The organism is Dietzia sp. Die43 (assembly GCF_024519835.1).
In the GTDB taxonomy this organism is placed as follows: Bacteria; Actinomycetota; Actinomycetes; order Mycobacteriales; family Mycobacteriaceae; genus Dietzia; species Dietzia kunjamensis.
The window spans coordinates 80,676-97,161 of record NZ_JALJRF010000006.1 but is presented as its reverse complement, the minus strand read 5'-3'; the positions used below and the strand labels follow the sequence as shown (position 1 = coordinate 97,161).

Below are 16,486 nucleotides of genomic sequence, written 5' to 3'. Positions count from 1 at the left end.
CCGCCCACCCCGCGCTTAGGCCCGGGTGAGCAGCAGCGGAGCCGCCGCGACCCGCGACCAGGGCCCGCCCGCGAAGGTCAGGCCGATCAGGCGCCGGTCGTCGAGCGGCCGGAATTCGTCCCGCACCCAGCGCCACGGCACCGGGCTCGAGGCGCCGTACGAGCAGACGATCACCTGACCGCCGTCGAGCCACGAGGACTCCAGCGTCATCCGCATCGGCAGGGTCTCCCGTGGCGGGCGGCCCTCGTCGTCGTCGACCAGGTTCATCGCGCCGCCCCCGGGGGCGAAACGCTTGCCCTGCCAGCCCGGCATGCCGCCGAGGGCGATCGCGCGCGGTGCCACCACCCTCAGCGGGGCGGGGCCGACGAACGTGACGAGGTAGTCGCCGGGGGCGGGCAGGTCGGTCGGCGGTGTGGCCTGCGAGAACAGGGCCCGCAGTCGGCCGAGAGAGGTCGGCAGGGCGGTGGTCACGGAGCTCCGTTCGACAGGGACGCGGTGGTGGGGGACGCGGTGGTGGGGGCGGCGCGGCGGGCCCGGTAGCGGGCGGCGAACCGTTCGGCCATGGCGGTGATGGTCAGGCTCGGGTTGACGCCGACGTTCGCCGGGATTGACGACCCGTCCACCACGTACAGGCCCGGATGCCCGAAGACCTGGTGGTCCGTGTCGATCACACCGTCGGAGGCATCGGTGCCCATCCCGGCCCCGCCGAGCACGTGCGCGGTGATCGACTTGCCGCCCACGCTCTCCAGTAGCAGGTTGAGGGGCCGGCCGCCCACCGACTCGGCGAACCGCCGCGCGACCTCGTTGGCCTGCGGCAGATAGCTGGGGGGCGGGGCGCCGTCGCCGGTGCGCGACCGCAGGACCCGCCGCCACGGCGTGACAGGGGAGCGGTCGAACACCAGCCGGATCTCGTTCTCCACGTTCTGCATCACCGTGAACACGCTCAGGCGCTCGATGAAGTGCCGGGCGGTCATCAGCCGCAGCTGGCGGAGCGGGTGTCGTGCGAGGGCGGCCAGGGTCGCGCGCCTGCGTCGGGCCGGGTCTGCGCCGTCGACCAGTGGGCCGAGCTGCAATCGCATGTGCCAGCCGCCGACGTATCGGTTCTGGGTGACATGCGTGGCCGCGTCGGGGTAGAACTCGCTGGAGATGGTGGGGCCGCGGGTGAGATCGGCGTCGGGGTCGTCGGCCAGGACCGCGGTGATGGCCTCGGAGTTGGTGCGCACACCCTCGCCGAGCCTGGTGGAGACGCGGGGGAGGAGGCCCTGCTCGCGGGAGCGGAACAGCAGTTCGACCGTGCCCAGCACGCCGGCCGCCACCACCACCTCGGCCGCGCGGAGCGTCTGGCCGCCCGCGGTGCGGACCTCGTATCCGCCGCCGGCGCGTTCGGCGATCGTGTCGACCTTCGTGTCCGGGCGGATCCGGGCGCCGCGGCCCTCGGCCAGCCACAGGTAGTTGAGGTCGAGGGTGTTCTTGCTGCCGTACGGGCAACCGACCAGGCATGCGCCGCAGAGCCGGCACCCCGTGCGATCGGGCCCCTCGCCGCCGAAGAACGGGTCCGGCACGGTCTCGCCCTCCTCGCCGGGGGCGCCGAACCAGATCGCCATCGGCGTCGGGCCATACGTCCCGCCGGCACCCATCGCCTCGGCGGTGGCCTCGAGGTGCCGGTCCATCTCGCCGGTGAAACGGGTCGTCTCGCGGCCCAGCATGCGGGCGGCGGTGCGGTAGTGCTCGGCCAGCTGGGCGCGCCACCCGTCGGCGACCGCGGGCCAGGCCGGGTCGGTGAAGAACTCGTCCTTTGGTTCGAGCAGCACGCCGGCCCACACGATGCTGCCGCCGCCCACGCCCGCGCCGCCGATGATCCCCACATGCCGCAGGACCCGCTGCCAGAAGAAGCCCTTGAGTCCCAGCTCGGGCATCCACAGGTACTTTCGCGGGTCGGTGCGGGCGGCGAGGAGATCGGCGGGGGAGTGACGACGACCCTGTTCGAGCACCAGGACCGAACGCCCCTGCTCGGCCAGCCGAAGGGCCGAGACCGCGCCGCCGAAACCACTGCCGATCACGATGACATCAGCGGTGTCGGAAAGGCGCGGGTCGCGAGGCGGGCCGGGGGCCATACGCCGATTCTAGGACGGTTGTCCAGGTGTTCGGGGCGGATCGGGCCGGCCGGCTCCAATCCCGACCGTGACCCGTGTGACCTAGGGTGGGCGGCGACACGGGGTGCCGCCCGTCCGGGCAGCTGAGATCACACCCGTCGAACCTGAACTGGGTAGTTCCAGCGGAGGAATGTCGTGTGCGTCGCCCCGGGCGGCGTCGCCTCGCAGGTGCGGTCGCCGCGGGGCGGGCGGGTGAGCATCGCGTTTCTCTGTGAGGAACCACCGGGAAGCGAGTGGAGATGCGTATCAACGAGCAGGTCGTCCTGGTCACCGGCGGCGCCCGCGGACTCGGCGTGGAGATCATCCGCGCCTTCTCCCGCGAGGGTGCCCTCGTCGTCGTCAACTACCGACGCAGCGAGGCAGCCGCCGCCGACCTCGTCCGTGAGCTCGGCTCCGGCCGCGCCGTCGCACTACGCGCCGACGTGACCGACGACGACGAGGTCCGCACCCTCTTCGACGCGGCCCGCGCCCACTTCGGTCGGCCGATCAGCACGGTGGTCAACAACGCACTGGTCGACTTCCGGTTCAACGGCGACGTCCGGCTGCGGCCGGAAACCCTGACCTGGGAGGACTTCGACTCGCAGCTGCGCGGCGCGGTCAAGGCCACCCTCGCCACCACCCAGGCCGCACTGCCGGGGATGCGCGAGGCAGGGTTCGGGCGGATCGTGAACATCGGCACCAACCTGTTCCAGCACCCGGTGGTGCCGTATCACGACTACACCGCCGCCAAGGCCGCCGCACTCTCGCTCACCCGGACCCTGGCCACGGATCTGGGGCCGGACGGCATCACGGTCAACATGGTCTCGGGCGGCCTGCTGCGCACCACCGACGCCAGCGCCGCTACACCTGAAGAGGTGTTCGACATCATCGCCTCCGGCACCCCGCTGCGACGGGTGATCACCCCGGCCGAACTCGCCGACGCGGTGTTGTTCTTCGCCTCCCCGTGGGCACGGGCCGTGACCGGACAGAACCTCATCGTGGACGGCGGGCTGGTCAAGGGCTGACCCTTGCCCGGCCCAGCTCGGGTGGTGGAAGCTGGAGGTATGGAACTGCCGTCGGTCACCTCCCCGCGAACCGCCGAGGGGCGGCGGATCGAGGCGGCCGAGGCGGCGGTGTACGAACTCGACCAGCGGCTGGCCGAATGGGATCAGCAGCGGGCGCTCGTCGTCGCCGAGGAACTCGGAAGCGACCCCCACGCCCACGTCCCGGCGACCTGGCCGACGGTCGCGGAGGCGCACGCGGCAGCGGCCGGGCGTCTCGCGTCACCCCTGTCACCCGCTGCACTCGCTGCGGAGTGCGCGGAGTTGCGCTGGACGGGCGTGGGGAAACTGATCGGGGCCGGGATCTCGGCGGCGGTGCTCCTGTCCGTCCCGCTGACGCTCGTCCTGCGCGCACTGGGCGGGGGGTGATGTCGTGCCGCTCATCCTCGCGTTACTGCTACTCATCGTGATCGCCGGGCTCGCGGCCTGGGTCGCGGCGACCGGATGGCTGGTCCGCGCCGGGCTGGAGGACCTGTCCCGCCGCCGACGGCTCAGACTCGGGGCCGACCCGGTGCAGCTCACCGCCGAGCGGGCGGTGGACTCGGCCCGGCGGACCCACCTCCTGGCGCTGGAAGCGCTGACGCAAACCCTCGACCGCTGGTACGAGATCCGGTTCACGCTGGGGATCGACACCCCGCTGGAGGGCGCGTACCCCGAGGTCAGAGACCACCTCGATGCCGATCCGGACTTCGCCGGGTTGTTGGAGCGGGCCAACACCGCCTGCCTGGACAGTCGCTCGACCGCGCCGGCCACCGTCGCGGAACTGCTCGACGAGGCCGCGCGGATGGATTCGATGATGCTCGCCATCCGCGGCCACCTCCACCGCGCGGGGCGGTCGAAATGAGCGACTCCGCCCCGCTCCCCCCACGAGAAGTGGGGATGGGCGAGGCGGAGTGACGCTGTCCGCGGGGGCGGGCTCAGGCGATGCCGGTGCCCTCGTCGGCCGCGGGGGAGGTGTTGGTGCCGCCGTCGTTGATCTCGAAGCGTGTCCACTTGCCGTCCATGTCGACCTCCATGGCGTAACCGAGCGCGTCGTCCGGGACCTCGACCGTCTTGAACCAGTCGTAGGCCTTGGTGTCGTCGCCGAACTCCTTCTCGTCGATCACGTTCTGCTCGGGGTCAATCACGCGGTAACGGGGCATGCTTGCTCCTTCGTCTCGAGGGAAGTTGAGTTCTCTTCCGCAGTGTGGGGGATTCGGCACGACCTCGCATCCGGACGGGTGGTCGCGCGGCGGGGCGTACGGTCGATGCAGCCACACGATCCAGGAGGCCCACACGTGAGCACCGACCCCACCGCTTCACCCTCCGAGCAGCCCGACGCCGTCCAGCCCGACGACGCGGTGCTGGTCGATCCCACCTCCAAGTACGAGGTGGAGATTCCGCTGCAGTCGCAGCCCGTTCCGGGGCTCGCGTCGGAGCTCGACCCGCCCGCGGATCACGGCGAGACGTCGTACGTCGGCCACGGTCGCCTCACCGGTCGGCGGGCGCTCATCACCGGAGGCGACTCGGGGATCGGCCGGGCGGTGGCGATCGCGTATGCCCGCGAGGGCGCGGATGTCGCGATCGGCTACCTGCCATCCGAACAGTCCGACGCCGACGAGGTCGCGCGACTGGTCCGGGAGGCCGGGCGGACATGCGTGCTGCTCCCCGGCGATGTCGGCGACGAGGAGGTCGCGCGGGGGATCGTCCGCGACGCCGTCGCCGGGCTCGGCGGGATCGACGTGCTGGTGCTCAACGCCGCCCGGCAGACGTACGTGGAGAACCTCGAGGACTTGACCTCCGAGCAGTGGGCCGAGACGATGAACGTCAACATCTCCGCCCCGTTCTGGATGATGCAGGAAGCGCTCGGCCACCTGCAGCCCGGTGCGAGCGTCATCTTCACCTCGTCTGTCCAGGCCTACACTCCGTCGCCGGGCCTCGTGGACTACGCGACCTCTCGCGCTGCGGTCAACACGATGTCCAAGGCGTTGGCGCAGCAGCTCGCGCCCCGGGGAATCCGCGTCAACGCCGTCGCGCCCGGGCCGTTCTGGACCGCGTTGCAGGTCACCGGCGGGCAGAAGCCGGAGAAGCTCCCGTACTTCGGGCAGAAGAATCCGCTCGGCAGGCCCGGCCAGCCCGTGGAGATGGCCGGCGCGTACGTGTATCTGGCCTCCGAGGAGTCGTCGTATACTACCGGCAACACCCTCTCGGTGACGGGCGGGGCGCCCACGCCCTGAGCCGACTCGGCGCAGCCGCACGCCGGGTTCAGCCGCCTGCCGTGTCCAGCCGCCTCAGCATCCGCGCGCGGACGGTGCAGCCGCGCACGAAAATTCGTCAGCGGTTGCAGTGGTTGCGCGCGGATGCCGTGAGGTGCGCTGCGGGCCGGTTCGTGAGGTCGGCTGTGGTCAGGTCAGAGGAGGTGCGCTCGTCGGAGCCCGCCGAGCAGCAGTCGCTCGAACCGGACGGGCTTGAACAGGTCGTGCCAGACCCAGCGGATCACCACCACGCCGAGATCCCTCAGCTGGTCCTCGCGCTGCTTCTCGAGCCACACCACCTCGCTCGGGTCCGCGCTGTTGCCGGCGCGGCCGGAGTACTTGATCCTGCCGTCGAACTCCCCGGCCAGTGTGCCGTCTCCCCAGGAGAAGTCGGTGCGGGCGATGACCTGCCCCTCCTCGGAGAGGTATCGGTGCTGCAGTCGAGGCGCCGGAATCGCACGCAGGGATCTCATGACGCAGCGCGAGAGCGATTCACCGGGGCTCTCCGCGAGCGGGTCCGCAAAATCGATAGCCTCTCGGGCAATCGCGACACCGGTGCGGCCGCGGTGAAGTTCGAGCTCGTTCACCAGGGAAGCCCGCGTGACCAACTTCAGGCGCAGCGCATGGTCTGCCGCGCAGACACCCGCGTCGAAGCCTGCAGTCCGGGCAAGGTCGATGATCGTCCGATCAACGGTCGTGACGGGGATGCCGTCGACCTCGGTGGCTGACAGGGAACTCCCCGGAGAGGTATGGATCTGGACGTGAGGGGTCTTGCGTCCTCCGGCGGGCCGGCCGACCGTCAGGTGGACGCCCTGGGTCCGGGTTCTGACGAGGGGGAGGCCGTGAAGCTCCGCTGCCGTGTGGTGGCTGATCAGTGCCCCAGCAGGTCCCTCCGCTAGCGCGATCCTGGAGGACCTGACGGCGGAGACCTTCCGGGACTCACCGGCTACGGGCACATGAAACCACCCGTGCCTGCTCCTGATCAGGCTTCCTGCAGAGACCGCGGCAGTGAGTGCGCGGTGCGACAATCCCGCCCGGGTCGCCTCTGCCGTGGTGAATGGTTGCCCCGTGAGAAACGGGATCGCTGGAGTCATGGCGGCAACGGTGCCAGGGGCCCCCGGTGAATCCGGCCTGCGAACAAGGCCGGCGGCCGGGATCTGTGGAGAACTCGGCCCTGTGGAATTCAGGCTTTGGCAGCTTCGGACCACTCCTCGGCGGACAACCGCGCGCAATCACTGCAGCCGCCCACGAAATTTCGTGAGCGGCTGCAGTGATTGCGCGCGGCTGCGGGCGGAGTTGTCGGGACGGCTGCCGGCGACGGATCAGGTGTCGTGGATGATCACCCCGCGCATGATCTTGCCGTCCTGCAGGTCCTGGTAGCCCTCGTTCACCTGGTCGAGCGTGTAGGTCGTGGTGATGAGTTCGTCCAGCTTGAGCTTGCCCTCGTCGTACAGGCGCAGGAGCTTGACGATGTCGTACTGCGGGTTGGCGGAACCGAACAGGGTGCCTGTGATGGTCTTCCCGAACAGGGCCATCATGGTGCCGCTGACCTGGACGGTCTTGTCCGTCATGTTGCCCAGGCCGGTGATCACCACCGTGCCGCCCTTGCCGATCACGTCGAACGCGCTCGAGACGACCTGCTCGTCGACGGTGCCCACCAGGATGAGCGCCTGGTCCGCCATCTGACCCCAGGTCAGCTTCTCGACCTCGGCGTGGGCCTCGGCGGCGTCGGCGAAGGCGTGGGTGGCGCCGAACTTCAACGCCTCGTCGCGCTTGAACTGAACGGGATCCACCACGACGACGTGGCGGGCACCGGAGTGGACGGCGCCCTGGACGGCGTTGATGCCCAGGCCGCCGATGCCGTAGATCACCACGGTGTCGCCCTGGCGCACGTTGCCGGCGTAGGTGGCGGTGCCCCAGCCCGACGGCACGCCGCAACCCACCAGGACAGCCTTGTCGAGCGGCAGCCAGTCGTCGACCTTGACCACCGAGTGCTGCGAGATCACCGAACGCTCGGAGAACGTCCCGAGCATGCACATGGCACCGAAGTCCTTGCCGTCCGAGTGGAAGCGGAAGGTCCCGTCGGGCATGTGGCCCTCGAGGATCGTCGCACCCATGTCGCAGAGGTTCTGCCGACCGGTCGAGCAATACCTACAGGTCCCGCAGTTGGGGATGAACGAGCACACCACGTGGTCGCCCGGCTTGACCTTGGTCACGCCCACGCCCACGGCCTCGATCACCCCGGCTCCCTCGTGCCCGCCGACGATCGGGAAGCGCGGCGGGAGTGAGCCGTCGGACAGGTGCAGGTCGGAGTGGCACAGGCCCGCGGCCGTGTACTTGATCAACACCTCACCGGGGCCGGGATCGTCCAGGTCGAGCTCGATGATCTCGAACGGCTTGTGGAGGTCGAACAGTACTGCTGCTTTGGTCTTCACGACGGTGTTCCTTTCGGGGAGCGCAGGAGGTGGGTAGTGCAGGGTGGGTAGTGCTGGGTGGGAAGCGCAGGATGGGAAGGGGTGAGTGGGAAGAGAGGGGAGTCGCCGACGTCCCCGGAGGGGGCACAGGGACGCCGGGTCCCGGTTCGTGGAGCTCGATAACTCAGAGCTCGATCAATCAGAGCTGGATGTTGACCGACCTGGTCTGGGTGTAGAGGTCGAGCGCACCCTGGCCCAGTTCGCGGCCCCATCCGGACTGCTTGAACCCGCCGAACGGCATGGCGGTGTCGAAGCCGTTGTACTGGTTGACCCAGACCGAGCCGGCGTGCAGACGGCTGGCGACCTTGTGGGCCTTGGAGATGTCCTTCGTCCAGACGCCCGCGGCCAGGCCGTAGATCGAGTCGTTGGCCTGCCGGACCGCGTCGTCGATGTCGGTGAACCGCAGGGCCGAGACGACGGGGCCGAAGATCTCGTCCGTGACCACCCGGTGGTCGGGTTCGACGTCCACGAAGACGGTCGGTTGGACGAAGAAGCCGGTGTCACCGTGTCGGCCGCCCCCGGTCAGAGCGCGTCCGCCGTCCTCGATCCCGGCTCGTAGGTAGTAGGAGACCTTGTCGAACTGGTCCTGGTCGACGAGCGGGCCGAGTTCGGTGGCGGGGTCCAGGCCGTGCCCGATGGTGGCCTGGGCGGCGGCGTCGGCGACGGCCTGCGTGAACTCCTCGTAGATGGAGTCCTCGACGTACAGGCGGGTGCCGGCGGTGCAGGCCTGCCCGTGGTTGAACATCCACGCGGCCACGGACCCGGCGACGGCGGCCTCGAAGTCGCAGTCGGCGAAGACGATGTTGGCGCTCTTGCCGCCCAGCTCGAGGGAGACCTTCTTGAGGTTGCCCTTGGCTGCGTCGACGATCAGCTTCCCGACCTCGGTGGAGCCGGTGAAGGCCACCTTGTCCACGTCGTCGTGGGCCGAGATGGCCGCGCCGGCGTCGCCGAAGCCGGTGACGATGTTGACCACGCCGTCGGGAACCCCGGCCTCGGCGATGACCTCGCCCAGCAGCAGCGCGGTCAGCGGCGTCTGCTCGGCCGGCTTGAGCACCAGCGTGTTGCCGGTGGCCAGGGCGGGTGCGAGCTTCCATGCCGCCATGAGCAGGGGGAAGTTCCAGGGGATGATCTGCCCGCACACGCCCACGGGGACGCGCTGGGTGTAGGCGTGGAACTGCTTGTCGCCGGCGAACGGCATCGACACGTTGACGGTGGAGCCCTCGATCTTGGTGGACCAGCCGGCGTAGTAGCGGAACACGTCCGCAGCCCATGCCACGTCGACGGCGGTCGCGATCGCCACGGACTTGCCGTTGTCCAGCGCCTCGATCTGGCCGAACAGCTCGGCCTTGGCGTCCAGCAGGTCGCCGATGCGCCAGAGGATCTGCTCGCGCTGGTTGGGCTTCATCGTGGCCCAGGCGCCGTCGTCGAATGCGCGGCGTGCGGCGGCCACGGCCCGGTTGACGTCCTCGGGCCCGCCGTGGGCGACCTGGGTGATCTCGGCGCCGGTAGCGGGGTCGTAGGTGCCGAAGGTGCGGCCGTCGGCGGCGTCGACCCACTTCCCGTCGATGAAGAGCTGGTGCGGGCGGCCGAGGAAGTCGCGGGCCTCGGTGCCGAGCCGCTCGTCGACCTGGGTGGTGGCGCCGGTGTCCCGGGAGAGTGTGCCGGTCATTGTGTCCTCCAAGAATCCCGACCGGCTCAGGTGTGAGGCCGGTCACAACCCATCATGGGGTCGTGGGTAGGACGTGGAGTGTTCAGATTCTGGACAACATGGACAACATGGACAGCGTCGACGACGCCGGGACGACGCCGGGACGACGCCGGGACGACGCCCGCCCGTCAGGACAAGCCGAACTCGCGCATCCGGGCGTACAGGGTGGTCCTGCTGATGCCCAGCCGTCTGGCGGCGCGCGACCGGACGCCGTCGCATCCGGCCAGGGCGGCGACGATCGCGTCGTACTCGCCTCTCGCCAGCTCCCCGGCCCGGGGTGGGCGTCCGGTGCGGGCGCGGGACGGTAGTGAGTCCACGTCGAGGGTCGTCGACCCCCTGCGCCCGGACCCGGTGAGGCACTCGCTCAGGATCGACCGCAGGGAGATCAGTCCGTTGGGCAGGTCCAGGGCGCAGACGGCGTCCGTGAACCGCGCCGTGGGCACGGTCGGGCCCAACCCGTTCTCCGCGGCCAGCTCCGCCACCATCCGGGCGACGATCTCGGCGCTCTCGGCCCCCCGTTCGTGCAACGGCCGCAGGACGGTCCGCGCCCCGCACGCGTCCAGTGCCTCCGTCACCGCCGCGCGGGGGTCCTCGCGACTGGTGACGACGACGAGGGCGGCCCCCGCCGACCGTAGGCGTGCTGCCAGGCGGCGCAGGTCGGCGTCGTCGAGGAGGTCGATGTCGTCCAGGACCAGCGGTCGGCCCTCATCGCCCTGGTCACGTAGGGCGGGCACCACGAGCCCGATCCACGCGGCGTCCGCGCTGTCGGCTTCCGCGAGACGGACGTGCAGGGCGCCCGGGCCGGCGATGTCCCGCGCCGTCGTCGAACGTCCCGACCCGGAGGGGCCGACCACGGCGTGGGCCCGCCCGGTGGCCCCGCTGGAGGAGCCGGGCGAGGGGGCGGCGGGCGTCGCCGACACCGCCGGGATGGCGGCGCGCAGGGGAGAGGTGGGGGCCGGCCCGGTGCCGCGCAGGATCGGCACGGCCGGGCCCTGCTGATCCGGGAAGACCAGGTCGAGCAGGTGCCCACGACGGCCGACCCGGCTCGAGAGCACCCCGACCGTACCCACCGACAGCTCCACGGAGTCGCCCAGTTCGTCCCGGTCGACCAGGCGCCGGAGCCTGCCGAGGTCGCGGGAGTCCAGCCGTTCCAGGCTCGAGTGCGAGGCCAGTACGACCTCGTCGCCGAACGCGCAGGTCGCGGTGTCGGAGGTACGAGTACGTTCGACGAACCGGTGCCACAGTTCGCGGTCGTCGGCACGGGCGGTGTCGACGTAGCGGGCCTCGATGTCCGCGACGATCTTCCGGACGAACGGCGCGAACATGCGGGAGGCGTCGGCGCTCATGCCCGTGAGATCCACCGCGCCGACCAGGCGTCGCGTGAGCGGGTCGATGATCGGGTGCCCGTAGCAGGCGAAGTCGCGCAGGACCTCGGCGAAGTGTTGCTCGCCGTGGATGAACACCCCGGCGCGGGTCTCGAGGGCCGTGCCGATGCCGTTGTTGCCCACCGCGTCCTCGGTCAGGGTGGCCCCGTCGTCGACCCCTCGACGCAGCAGCATGCGGGAGATCCGTGCGTTGTCGCGCACCGAGCGGATGACCCGACCCTCGCGGTCGGCGAGCAGGAGCATCGCCCCGGTGTCCTTGAGGACCTCGTCCAGGTCGTCCATCACCGGGCGGGCGGCCTCGGCGAGCCGGTGGGAGCGCGATGCGCGCGGGTCGGGGGCTCCGGGTCGGGCGCTCTTCGGTGTGAGTCCGCACGATGCGGATCTGCGCCAGGACAGATCGATGTGGTCCTCACCGGGGGCAGGGGAGGAGGGGCGGACGGTCTGGGTCACAGGGCGCCTCCGGTCGGTCGAGGGGTGTGATCTACACCATACGGTCGCCGCGGTGTGCGTGATGTCCTCGGACGTGAGCCGCTGGTCGGGAGGTCGTCGCGCCCGAGAGGGTCGGGCGGGGTCGGGCGGGTGTGCGGGCGGCGGCAGGCGGGTCCGGGTTCAGGGGTGGCGCGCCGCGTGCGCCGGGTGGACGAGGTGCGGGGGCAGGCCGGCGGCGGGGGCGCGGCCCGGGCGCGAGGCCAGCCGGGCGGAGACCGAGTCGGCGCACGCACTGACCGCCCGGGTGGCACGGGCGACGGCCCGACCGGTCATGCGTCGGCCCGGGGCGACGGCCACCGAGCCGATCGCGCGGCCGTCCGCACGCAGGACCGGTGCCGCGATCGAGGCCACCGCCAGGTCCGCGGCGGCGTCGAGCTCGGCGTTGGTCACGTCGATCTCCGACAGCTCCACGAACAGTTCGGACACGCGGTCACGGACCAGGGCACCGATCCCGGACGCCTCGAGGGAGTCGGCCATCCGGAGCAGCTCGCGTCGCGCGGGGGTCAGCCGCTCGATCGACCACCCGCGTCGCGCGATCTGCGGCAGGACGGCCTCCAGGCGGTCCCGTGCGGCGGGGGTGAGCCCCGCGGAGTCGGCGAGCCAGCGGCGCTGCTCGACCACCGGGAGGCGGGCCGCCAGTTCGCGGGCGAAGGGCGCCCGCACCGGGACCACATGACCGACGGGCATGGCCTTCCGGGAGGCGGTTCGCATGCCGGCACCGACCGAATCCACGACCTCGGCCATCCCGTCACGGACCCCAAAGACGACGGCGGCGATGCCGGTGGCGTCGGCCAGGGCCTCGAGGGGCTCGCGGGCCGCCCGGACGAGATCGACCTCGGCGGCAAGCGCCGTACCCACCTCACGCAGCCTCGGCCCGGCACGCCACCCGCCGTCGACCTTCTCGGCCCAGGCCTGCGACTCCATCTCGGAGAGCACCGCGTGGAGGGTCGACCGGCTGGCCCCGGTGACGCGGACGAGCTCGGCCAGGGACAAGGGAGGGCCGTCGGTCGCCAGTGCCTCAACTACGGAGAGGGCCCGATGGGTTGGTTCGTGTCGCATAGTCGTCATCCTATGTCGATTAATCGACATATTCCTGTCGAGTGGGGTCCCCGAGGTGCCATTTTCGTCCCGGCGGGCGCACGATGGTCCGGATGCCCGAGGGCAGACAGATCTGTCTGCCAGCAGCCGCCCGGCATCCCGGGCGGCCCATGACACTGGAGGTCGCATGACGACGAGGTCGGCGGTGACGCTCTCGCATCTCGACGCGCTCGAGGCGGAGTCCGTCCACATCTTCCGCGAGGTAGCCGCGCAGTTCGAACGCCCGGGGATGCTCTTCTCCGGAGGCAAGGACTCGGTGGTGATGTTCCACCTCGCCCGCAAGGCCTTCTGGCCCGCGCCGATGCCGTTCCCACTCATGCACGTCGACACGGGACACAACTTCGACGAGGTCATCGAGTACCGAGACCGCGTTGTCGCCGAGACCGGCGTCCAGCTCCTGGTCTCCCATGTGCAGGACGACATCGACGCCGGCCGCGTGGTCGAGGACACCGGGGTCGGCGCCAGCCGTAACCGCCTCCAGACCACCGCGCTGCTGCGGGGCATCCAGGAGAACCGCTTCGACGCCGTCTTCGGAGGCGCCCGCCGCGACGAGGAGAAGGCCCGGGCCAAGGAGCGGGTCTTCTCGTTCCGTGACGCGTTCGGCGCCTGGGACCCCCGCGCGCAGCGCCCCGAGCTGTGGAAGCTCTACAACGGCAACCACCGCAAGGGCGAGCACATCCGCGTGTTCCCGCTGTCCAACTGGACGGAGCTCGACATCTGGCAGTACATCGAGCGCGAGGACATCGACCTGCCGCCGATCTACTACGCCCACGAGCGCGAGGTCATCGAGCGCGACGGGATGCTCCTGGCCAACACCCGGTTCCTCGAGACGCTTCCCGGCGAGGAGGCCCGTACCGAACTGGTCCGCTTCCGCACCGTCGGCGATGCCACCTGCACCGGTTGCGTCGAGTCCGATGCCGCCGACAACGCCGCCGTCGTCGCGGAGGTCGCGGGCACCCGCGTGACCGAGCGCGGCGCCACCCGGGCCGACGACCGCATCTCGGAGGCCGGCATGGAAGACCGCAAGAAGGAGGGCTACTTCTGATGAGCACCCCGACCACCGAGACCCGCCCGGTCGAGACCGAGCACGGCCACGCCGACCACGGCCACACCATGTCCGACCAGGCCCAGTTGCTGCGCATCGCCACCGCCGGATCCGTCGACGACGGCAAGTCGACCCTCATCGGCCGTCTGCTGTTCGACTCCAAGGGCATCTTCGAGGACCAGCTCGCCTCCATTGAGGCCACCTCCGCCAAGCGGGGCGACGAGTACACCGACCTCGCGCTGCTCACCGACGGGCTGCGGTCCGAGCGGGAGCAGGGCATCACGATTGACGTGGCGTACCGCTACTTCTCGACCCCGCGGCGCAAGTTCATCATCGCCGATACCCCGGGCCATGTGCAGTACACGCGCAACATGGTCACCGGTGCCTCGACGGCCGATGTGGCGATCATCCTCGTCGACGCCCGCAAGGGTGTGCTCGAGCAGACGCGCCGCCACGCCTTCCTCTCCGCACTGCTGGGCATCCCGCGCCTGGTCGTGGCCGTGAACAAGATGGACCTGGTGGACTACGACGAGGCCACCTTCGAGGCGATCCGCACCGAGTTCACCGACTTCGCCGCCAAGCTCGAGGTGCACGACGTCACCTTCGTGCCGCTGTCGGCGCTCAAGGGCGACAATGTGGTGGATCGATCCGAGGCCATGCCCTGGTACACGGGGCCGGCGCTGCTGGACCACCTCGAGAACGTGCACATCGCCTCGGATCGCAACCTCACCGACGTCCGGTTCCCGGTCCAGTACGTGATCCGCCCCCAGCGCGCCGACGGGCTGGATCACCGCTCGTTCGCCGGCACCGTCGCGGGCGGCATCATCAAGGTCGACGACGACGTGGTGGTCATGCCATCCGGTCGGCAGTCCACGGTCAAGGCGATCTGGGGCCCGGGCGGGGCGGAGCTGGACGAGGCCGCCGCGCCCGCCGCGGTGACGATCGCACTGAACGACGAGATCGACATCGTCCGCGGCGAGATGATCGCCCGTCCGGGCAACCGTCCGCACCAGGGCACCGAACTCGAGGCGATGATCTGCTGGTTCGACGACGTCACCACGCTGCAGCAGAACAAGCGCTACGTCATCAAGCACACCACCCGCGACACCAAGGCGATCGTCACGGGGATGGAGTACCGGCTCGACGTCAACACGCTGCACCGCGACCCGGACTCCACCGAACTCGACCTCAACGAGATCGGCCGCATCGGCCTGCGCACGCAGACCCCGCTGATGTACGACCCGTACCGGCGCAACCGCGACACCGGTGCGTTCATCATGGTCGACGAGATCACCGGCAACACCGTGGGCGCGGGCATGATCATCGGGCCCGCCACCACGGGGTCCAACGTGGTCTGGCACGCCGGGGCCGTCCAGCGCGGGGACCGGGGGCAGGGCCGCACGCTGTGGCTCACCGGTCTGTCGGGCTCGGGCAAGTCCACGATCGCCTCCGAGGTGGAGCGGCTGCTCATCGAGTCCGGGCACCCCGCCTACATCCTCGACGGCGACAATCTGCGGCACGGTCTCAACGCCGACCTCGGGTTCTCGGCCGCCGATCGCGCCGAGAACATCCGCCGCACCGCGGAGGTCGCGGCGCTGTTCGCGGACGCCGGCGTCGTCGTCGTCTGTTCCCTCATCTCGCCCATGCGCGCCGACCGCGACGCGGCGCGCGAGGTCCACGCCAAGGCCGACCTGCCGTTCACCGAGGTCTTCGTGGACACCCCGCTGGCCGAGTGCGAGGCCCGCGACCCCAAGGGCCTGTACGCCAAGGCCCGGTCCGGCGAGATCCCGGAGTTCACCGGGGTGTCGGCTCCGTACGAGCCGCCGCTGACCCCCGACCTGCACATCCGCCCCGAGGACGGGACCGCGGAAGAGGTCGCGCAGCGCATCCTCAGCTCCATCCTGGGAATCTGAGCCGGTGCCCGAGGCCCTCTGGACCTACGATTCGCTGGGGCTGCTGGTCGTCAGCGCCGTCATCGGCGTGGTGATCGGTCTGACGGGGATGGGCGGCGGCGCCCTGATGACGCCGGCGCTCATCCTCGTGGGCATCCCGCCGACGGCGGCGGTCGCCAACGACCTGGTGGTCAACGCGGTCAACAAGGTCATCGGCGCGGGCGTGCACTGGCGGCACGGCAAACCCAATCTCAAGATCGCGTTCTGGCTCATCCTGGGATCCGTGCCGACGGCCTATCTGGGGGCGTGGCTCGTCCACGCGATCGGTGCCGACGACGTGCAGGGCCTGCTCAAGAAGGCCATCGGTGCCACGCTCATCGTGGCCTCGACGGCCTATTTCCTGCGGGCCTTCTTCGAGATGTCCGGGCGCATACGCACCGGTGACGACCCCGACCCGCCCGTCAAGCCGCTCATCACCCTGCTGGTCGGGGTGATCGGCGGCCTGATGGTGGGCATCACCTCGGTGGGCTCGGGCACGGTCATCATGATGTGCATCATGCTGCTGTACCCGACCCTGGCGGCGCTGCGGCTGGTGGGCACCGACCTGGTGCAGGCGGTCCCGCTGGTCATCGCGGCGGCGATCGGGCACGTGATGGTCACCGGCGTCGACTGGAACCTACTGGTCCCGCTGCTGATCGGGGGTGCGGTCGGCACGTTCTTCGGTTCGAAGTTCGCCAGCCGCGTCCCCCAGGGGCTGATCCGTCGAGGTATCACGATCGTGTTGGCCGTGACCGCCTCGGCGATGTTGGGTGCGTCCCCGCTCCTCATCGGCGTCATCACGCTGGTGCTGGTCGTGGCCGGGCCGCTGGTGTGGAGGGTGCTGGTGCGCCGGTTCTCGGTGCACCGCGACGAGCACGCGGAGCCGACGGTCGCCCGCACCTGACGGGGCCGCGACCGCCTCCGCTTCT

The 16,486-nt window shown here is 70.5% G+C and carries 16 protein-coding genes and 1 riboswitch; of the genes, 8 read left to right on the top strand and 8 right to left on the bottom strand.

The features are described 5' to 3' along the window. Positions 1 to 15: 15 nt before the first annotated feature. Positions 16 to 471, bottom strand: a complete 456-nt coding sequence (locus NR111_RS06725; protein ID WP_256820341.1) for a hypothetical protein — start codon at positions 469 to 471, stop codon at positions 16 to 18. Then, entirely contained in the window at positions 468 to 2,114 is a 1,647-nt protein-coding gene (locus NR111_RS06720) for a GMC oxidoreductase (RefSeq protein ID WP_256820340.1), read from the bottom strand. Before NR111_RS06720 ends, NR111_RS06725 begins: the two co-directional genes overlap by 4 nt. Before the next feature lie 89 nt (positions 2,115 to 2,203). Further along, a riboswitch (TPP riboswitch) is annotated at positions 2,204 to 2,301 on the top strand. 91 nt (positions 2,302 to 2,392) lie between these two features. Here NR111_RS06720 and NR111_RS06715 point away from each other — a divergent pair. From NR111_RS06715 to NR111_RS06705, 3 genes are read left to right on the top strand one after another with little or no spacing between them, the layout of a single operon-like run. After that, on the top strand, positions 2,393 to 3,157 hold the full coding sequence (locus NR111_RS06715; protein ID WP_256820339.1) for a 3-oxoacyl-ACP reductase: 765 nt from the start codon (positions 2,393 to 2,395) through the stop codon (positions 3,155 to 3,157). A 39-nt stretch (positions 3,158 to 3,196) separates the two neighbouring features. Continuing rightward, the gene (locus NR111_RS06710) at positions 3,197 to 3,562 is read left to right on the top strand and encodes a hypothetical protein (protein ID WP_182634564.1); all 366 of its coding nucleotides are present in this window, start codon (positions 3,197 to 3,199) and stop codon (positions 3,560 to 3,562) included. Between the two features lie 4 nt (positions 3,563 to 3,566). After that, a complete protein-coding gene (locus NR111_RS06705; protein ID WP_256820338.1) occupies positions 3,567 to 4,037 on the top strand; it encodes a hypothetical protein in 471 nt (156 codons plus the stop codon). Positions 4,038 to 4,110: 73 nt separating this feature from the next. Here NR111_RS06705 and NR111_RS06700 read toward each other — a convergent pair whose 3' ends face one another. Continuing rightward, entirely contained in the window at positions 4,111 to 4,335 is a 225-nt protein-coding gene (locus NR111_RS06700) for a hypothetical protein (RefSeq protein ID WP_256820336.1), read from the bottom strand. A gap of 135 nt (positions 4,336 to 4,470) precedes the next feature. Between NR111_RS06700 and NR111_RS06695 the strand changes: the two genes are divergently transcribed. Next, positions 4,471 to 5,409, top strand: coding sequence for an SDR family oxidoreductase (locus NR111_RS06695; RefSeq protein WP_271799431.1), 939 nt, complete (start codon positions 4,471 to 4,473; stop codon positions 5,407 to 5,409). 173 nt (positions 5,410 to 5,582) lie between these two features. Here the strand turns inward: NR111_RS06695 and NR111_RS06690 are convergent, their stop codons facing one another. Continuing rightward, on the bottom strand, positions 5,583 to 5,900 hold the full coding sequence (locus tag NR111_RS06690) for a hypothetical protein (RefSeq protein WP_182634558.1): 318 nt from the start codon (positions 5,898 to 5,900) through the stop codon (positions 5,583 to 5,585). Between the two features lie 93 nt (positions 5,901 to 5,993). Between NR111_RS06690 and NR111_RS06685 the strand changes: the two genes are divergently transcribed. Then, a complete protein-coding gene (locus NR111_RS06685) occupies positions 5,994 to 6,155 on the top strand; it encodes a hypothetical protein (protein WP_182634556.1) in 162 nt (53 codons plus the stop codon). A 594-nt stretch (positions 6,156 to 6,749) separates the two neighbouring features. On the opposite strand, the gene NR111_RS06680 is transcribed toward NR111_RS06685, so the two are convergent. The 4 genes from NR111_RS06680 to NR111_RS06665 all read right to left on the bottom strand — a co-directional run bounded on the left by NR111_RS06680 (position 6,750) and on the right by NR111_RS06665 (position 12,542). Then, positions 6,750 to 7,862: an NDMA-dependent alcohol dehydrogenase gene (locus tag NR111_RS06680; RefSeq protein WP_163375527.1), complete on the bottom strand. Its 1,113-nt coding sequence runs from the start codon at positions 7,860 to 7,862 to the stop codon at positions 6,750 to 6,752. A gap of 178 nt (positions 7,863 to 8,040) precedes the next feature. Then, the gene (locus NR111_RS06675; RefSeq protein WP_256820335.1) at positions 8,041 to 9,570 is read right to left on the bottom strand and encodes an aldehyde dehydrogenase family protein; all 1,530 of its coding nucleotides are present in this window, start codon (positions 9,568 to 9,570) and stop codon (positions 8,041 to 8,043) included. A 167-nt stretch (positions 9,571 to 9,737) separates the two neighbouring features. Beyond that, the gene (locus NR111_RS06670; protein WP_256820334.1) at positions 9,738 to 11,444 is read right to left on the bottom strand and encodes a helix-turn-helix domain-containing protein; all 1,707 of its coding nucleotides are present in this window, start codon (positions 11,442 to 11,444) and stop codon (positions 9,738 to 9,740) included. Positions 11,445 to 11,603: 159 nt separating this feature from the next. Continuing rightward, entirely contained in the window at positions 11,604 to 12,542 is a 939-nt protein-coding gene (locus NR111_RS06665) for an IclR family transcriptional regulator (RefSeq protein WP_256820333.1), read from the bottom strand. A 166-nt stretch (positions 12,543 to 12,708) separates the two neighbouring features. Between NR111_RS06665 and cysD the strand changes: the two genes are divergently transcribed. Genes cysD through NR111_RS06650 form a run of 3 tightly spaced genes read left to right on the top strand, consistent with a single transcriptional unit; the run spans position 12,709 to position 16,461 of the window. After that, positions 12,709 to 13,626, top strand: coding sequence for a sulfate adenylyltransferase subunit CysD (cysD, locus tag NR111_RS06660; protein ID WP_256820332.1), 918 nt, complete (start codon positions 12,709 to 12,711; stop codon positions 13,624 to 13,626). Then, positions 13,626 to 15,539, top strand: coding sequence for a sulfate adenylyltransferase subunit CysN (gene cysN / locus NR111_RS06655; RefSeq protein ID WP_306227592.1), 1,914 nt, complete (start codon positions 13,626 to 13,628; stop codon positions 15,537 to 15,539). The genes cysD and cysN overlap by 1 nt, the downstream gene beginning before the upstream one ends. A 4-nt stretch (positions 15,540 to 15,543) precedes the next feature. Then, entirely contained in the window at positions 15,544 to 16,461 is a 918-nt protein-coding gene (locus tag NR111_RS06650) for a sulfite exporter TauE/SafE family protein (RefSeq protein WP_256820331.1), read from the top strand. The last annotated feature ends 25 nt before the right edge of the window (positions 16,462 to 16,486 follow it).

Coding starts and splice junctions, on each gene's coding strand:
- NR111_RS06720 (WP_256820340.1), bottom strand. CDS start 2,114: ATGGCCCCCGGCCCGCCTCGCGACCCGCGCCTTTCCGACACCGCTGAT.
- NR111_RS06715 (WP_256820339.1), top strand. CDS start 2,393: ATGCGTATCAACGAGCAGGTCGTCCTGGTCACCGGCGGCGCCCGCGGA.
- NR111_RS06710 (WP_182634564.1), top strand. CDS start 3,197: ATGGAACTGCCGTCGGTCACCTCCCCGCGAACCGCCGAGGGGCGGCGG.
- NR111_RS06700 (WP_256820336.1), bottom strand. CDS start 4,335: ATGCCCCGTTACCGCGTGATTGACCCCGAGCAGAACGTGATCGACGAG.
- NR111_RS06690 (WP_182634558.1), bottom strand. CDS start 5,900: ATGAGATCCCTGCGTGCGATTCCGGCGCCTCGACTGCAGCACCGATAC.
- NR111_RS06675 (WP_256820335.1), bottom strand. CDS start 9,570: ATGACCGGCACACTCTCCCGGGACACCGGCGCCACCACCCAGGTCGAC.
- NR111_RS06665 (WP_256820333.1), bottom strand. CDS start 12,542: ATGCGACACGAACCAACCCATCGGGCCCTCTCCGTAGTTGAGGCACTG.
- cysD (WP_256820332.1), top strand. CDS start 12,709: ATGACGACGAGGTCGGCGGTGACGCTCTCGCATCTCGACGCGCTCGAG.
- cysN (WP_306227592.1), top strand. CDS start 13,626: ATGAGCACCCCGACCACCGAGACCCGCCCGGTCGAGACCGAGCACGGC.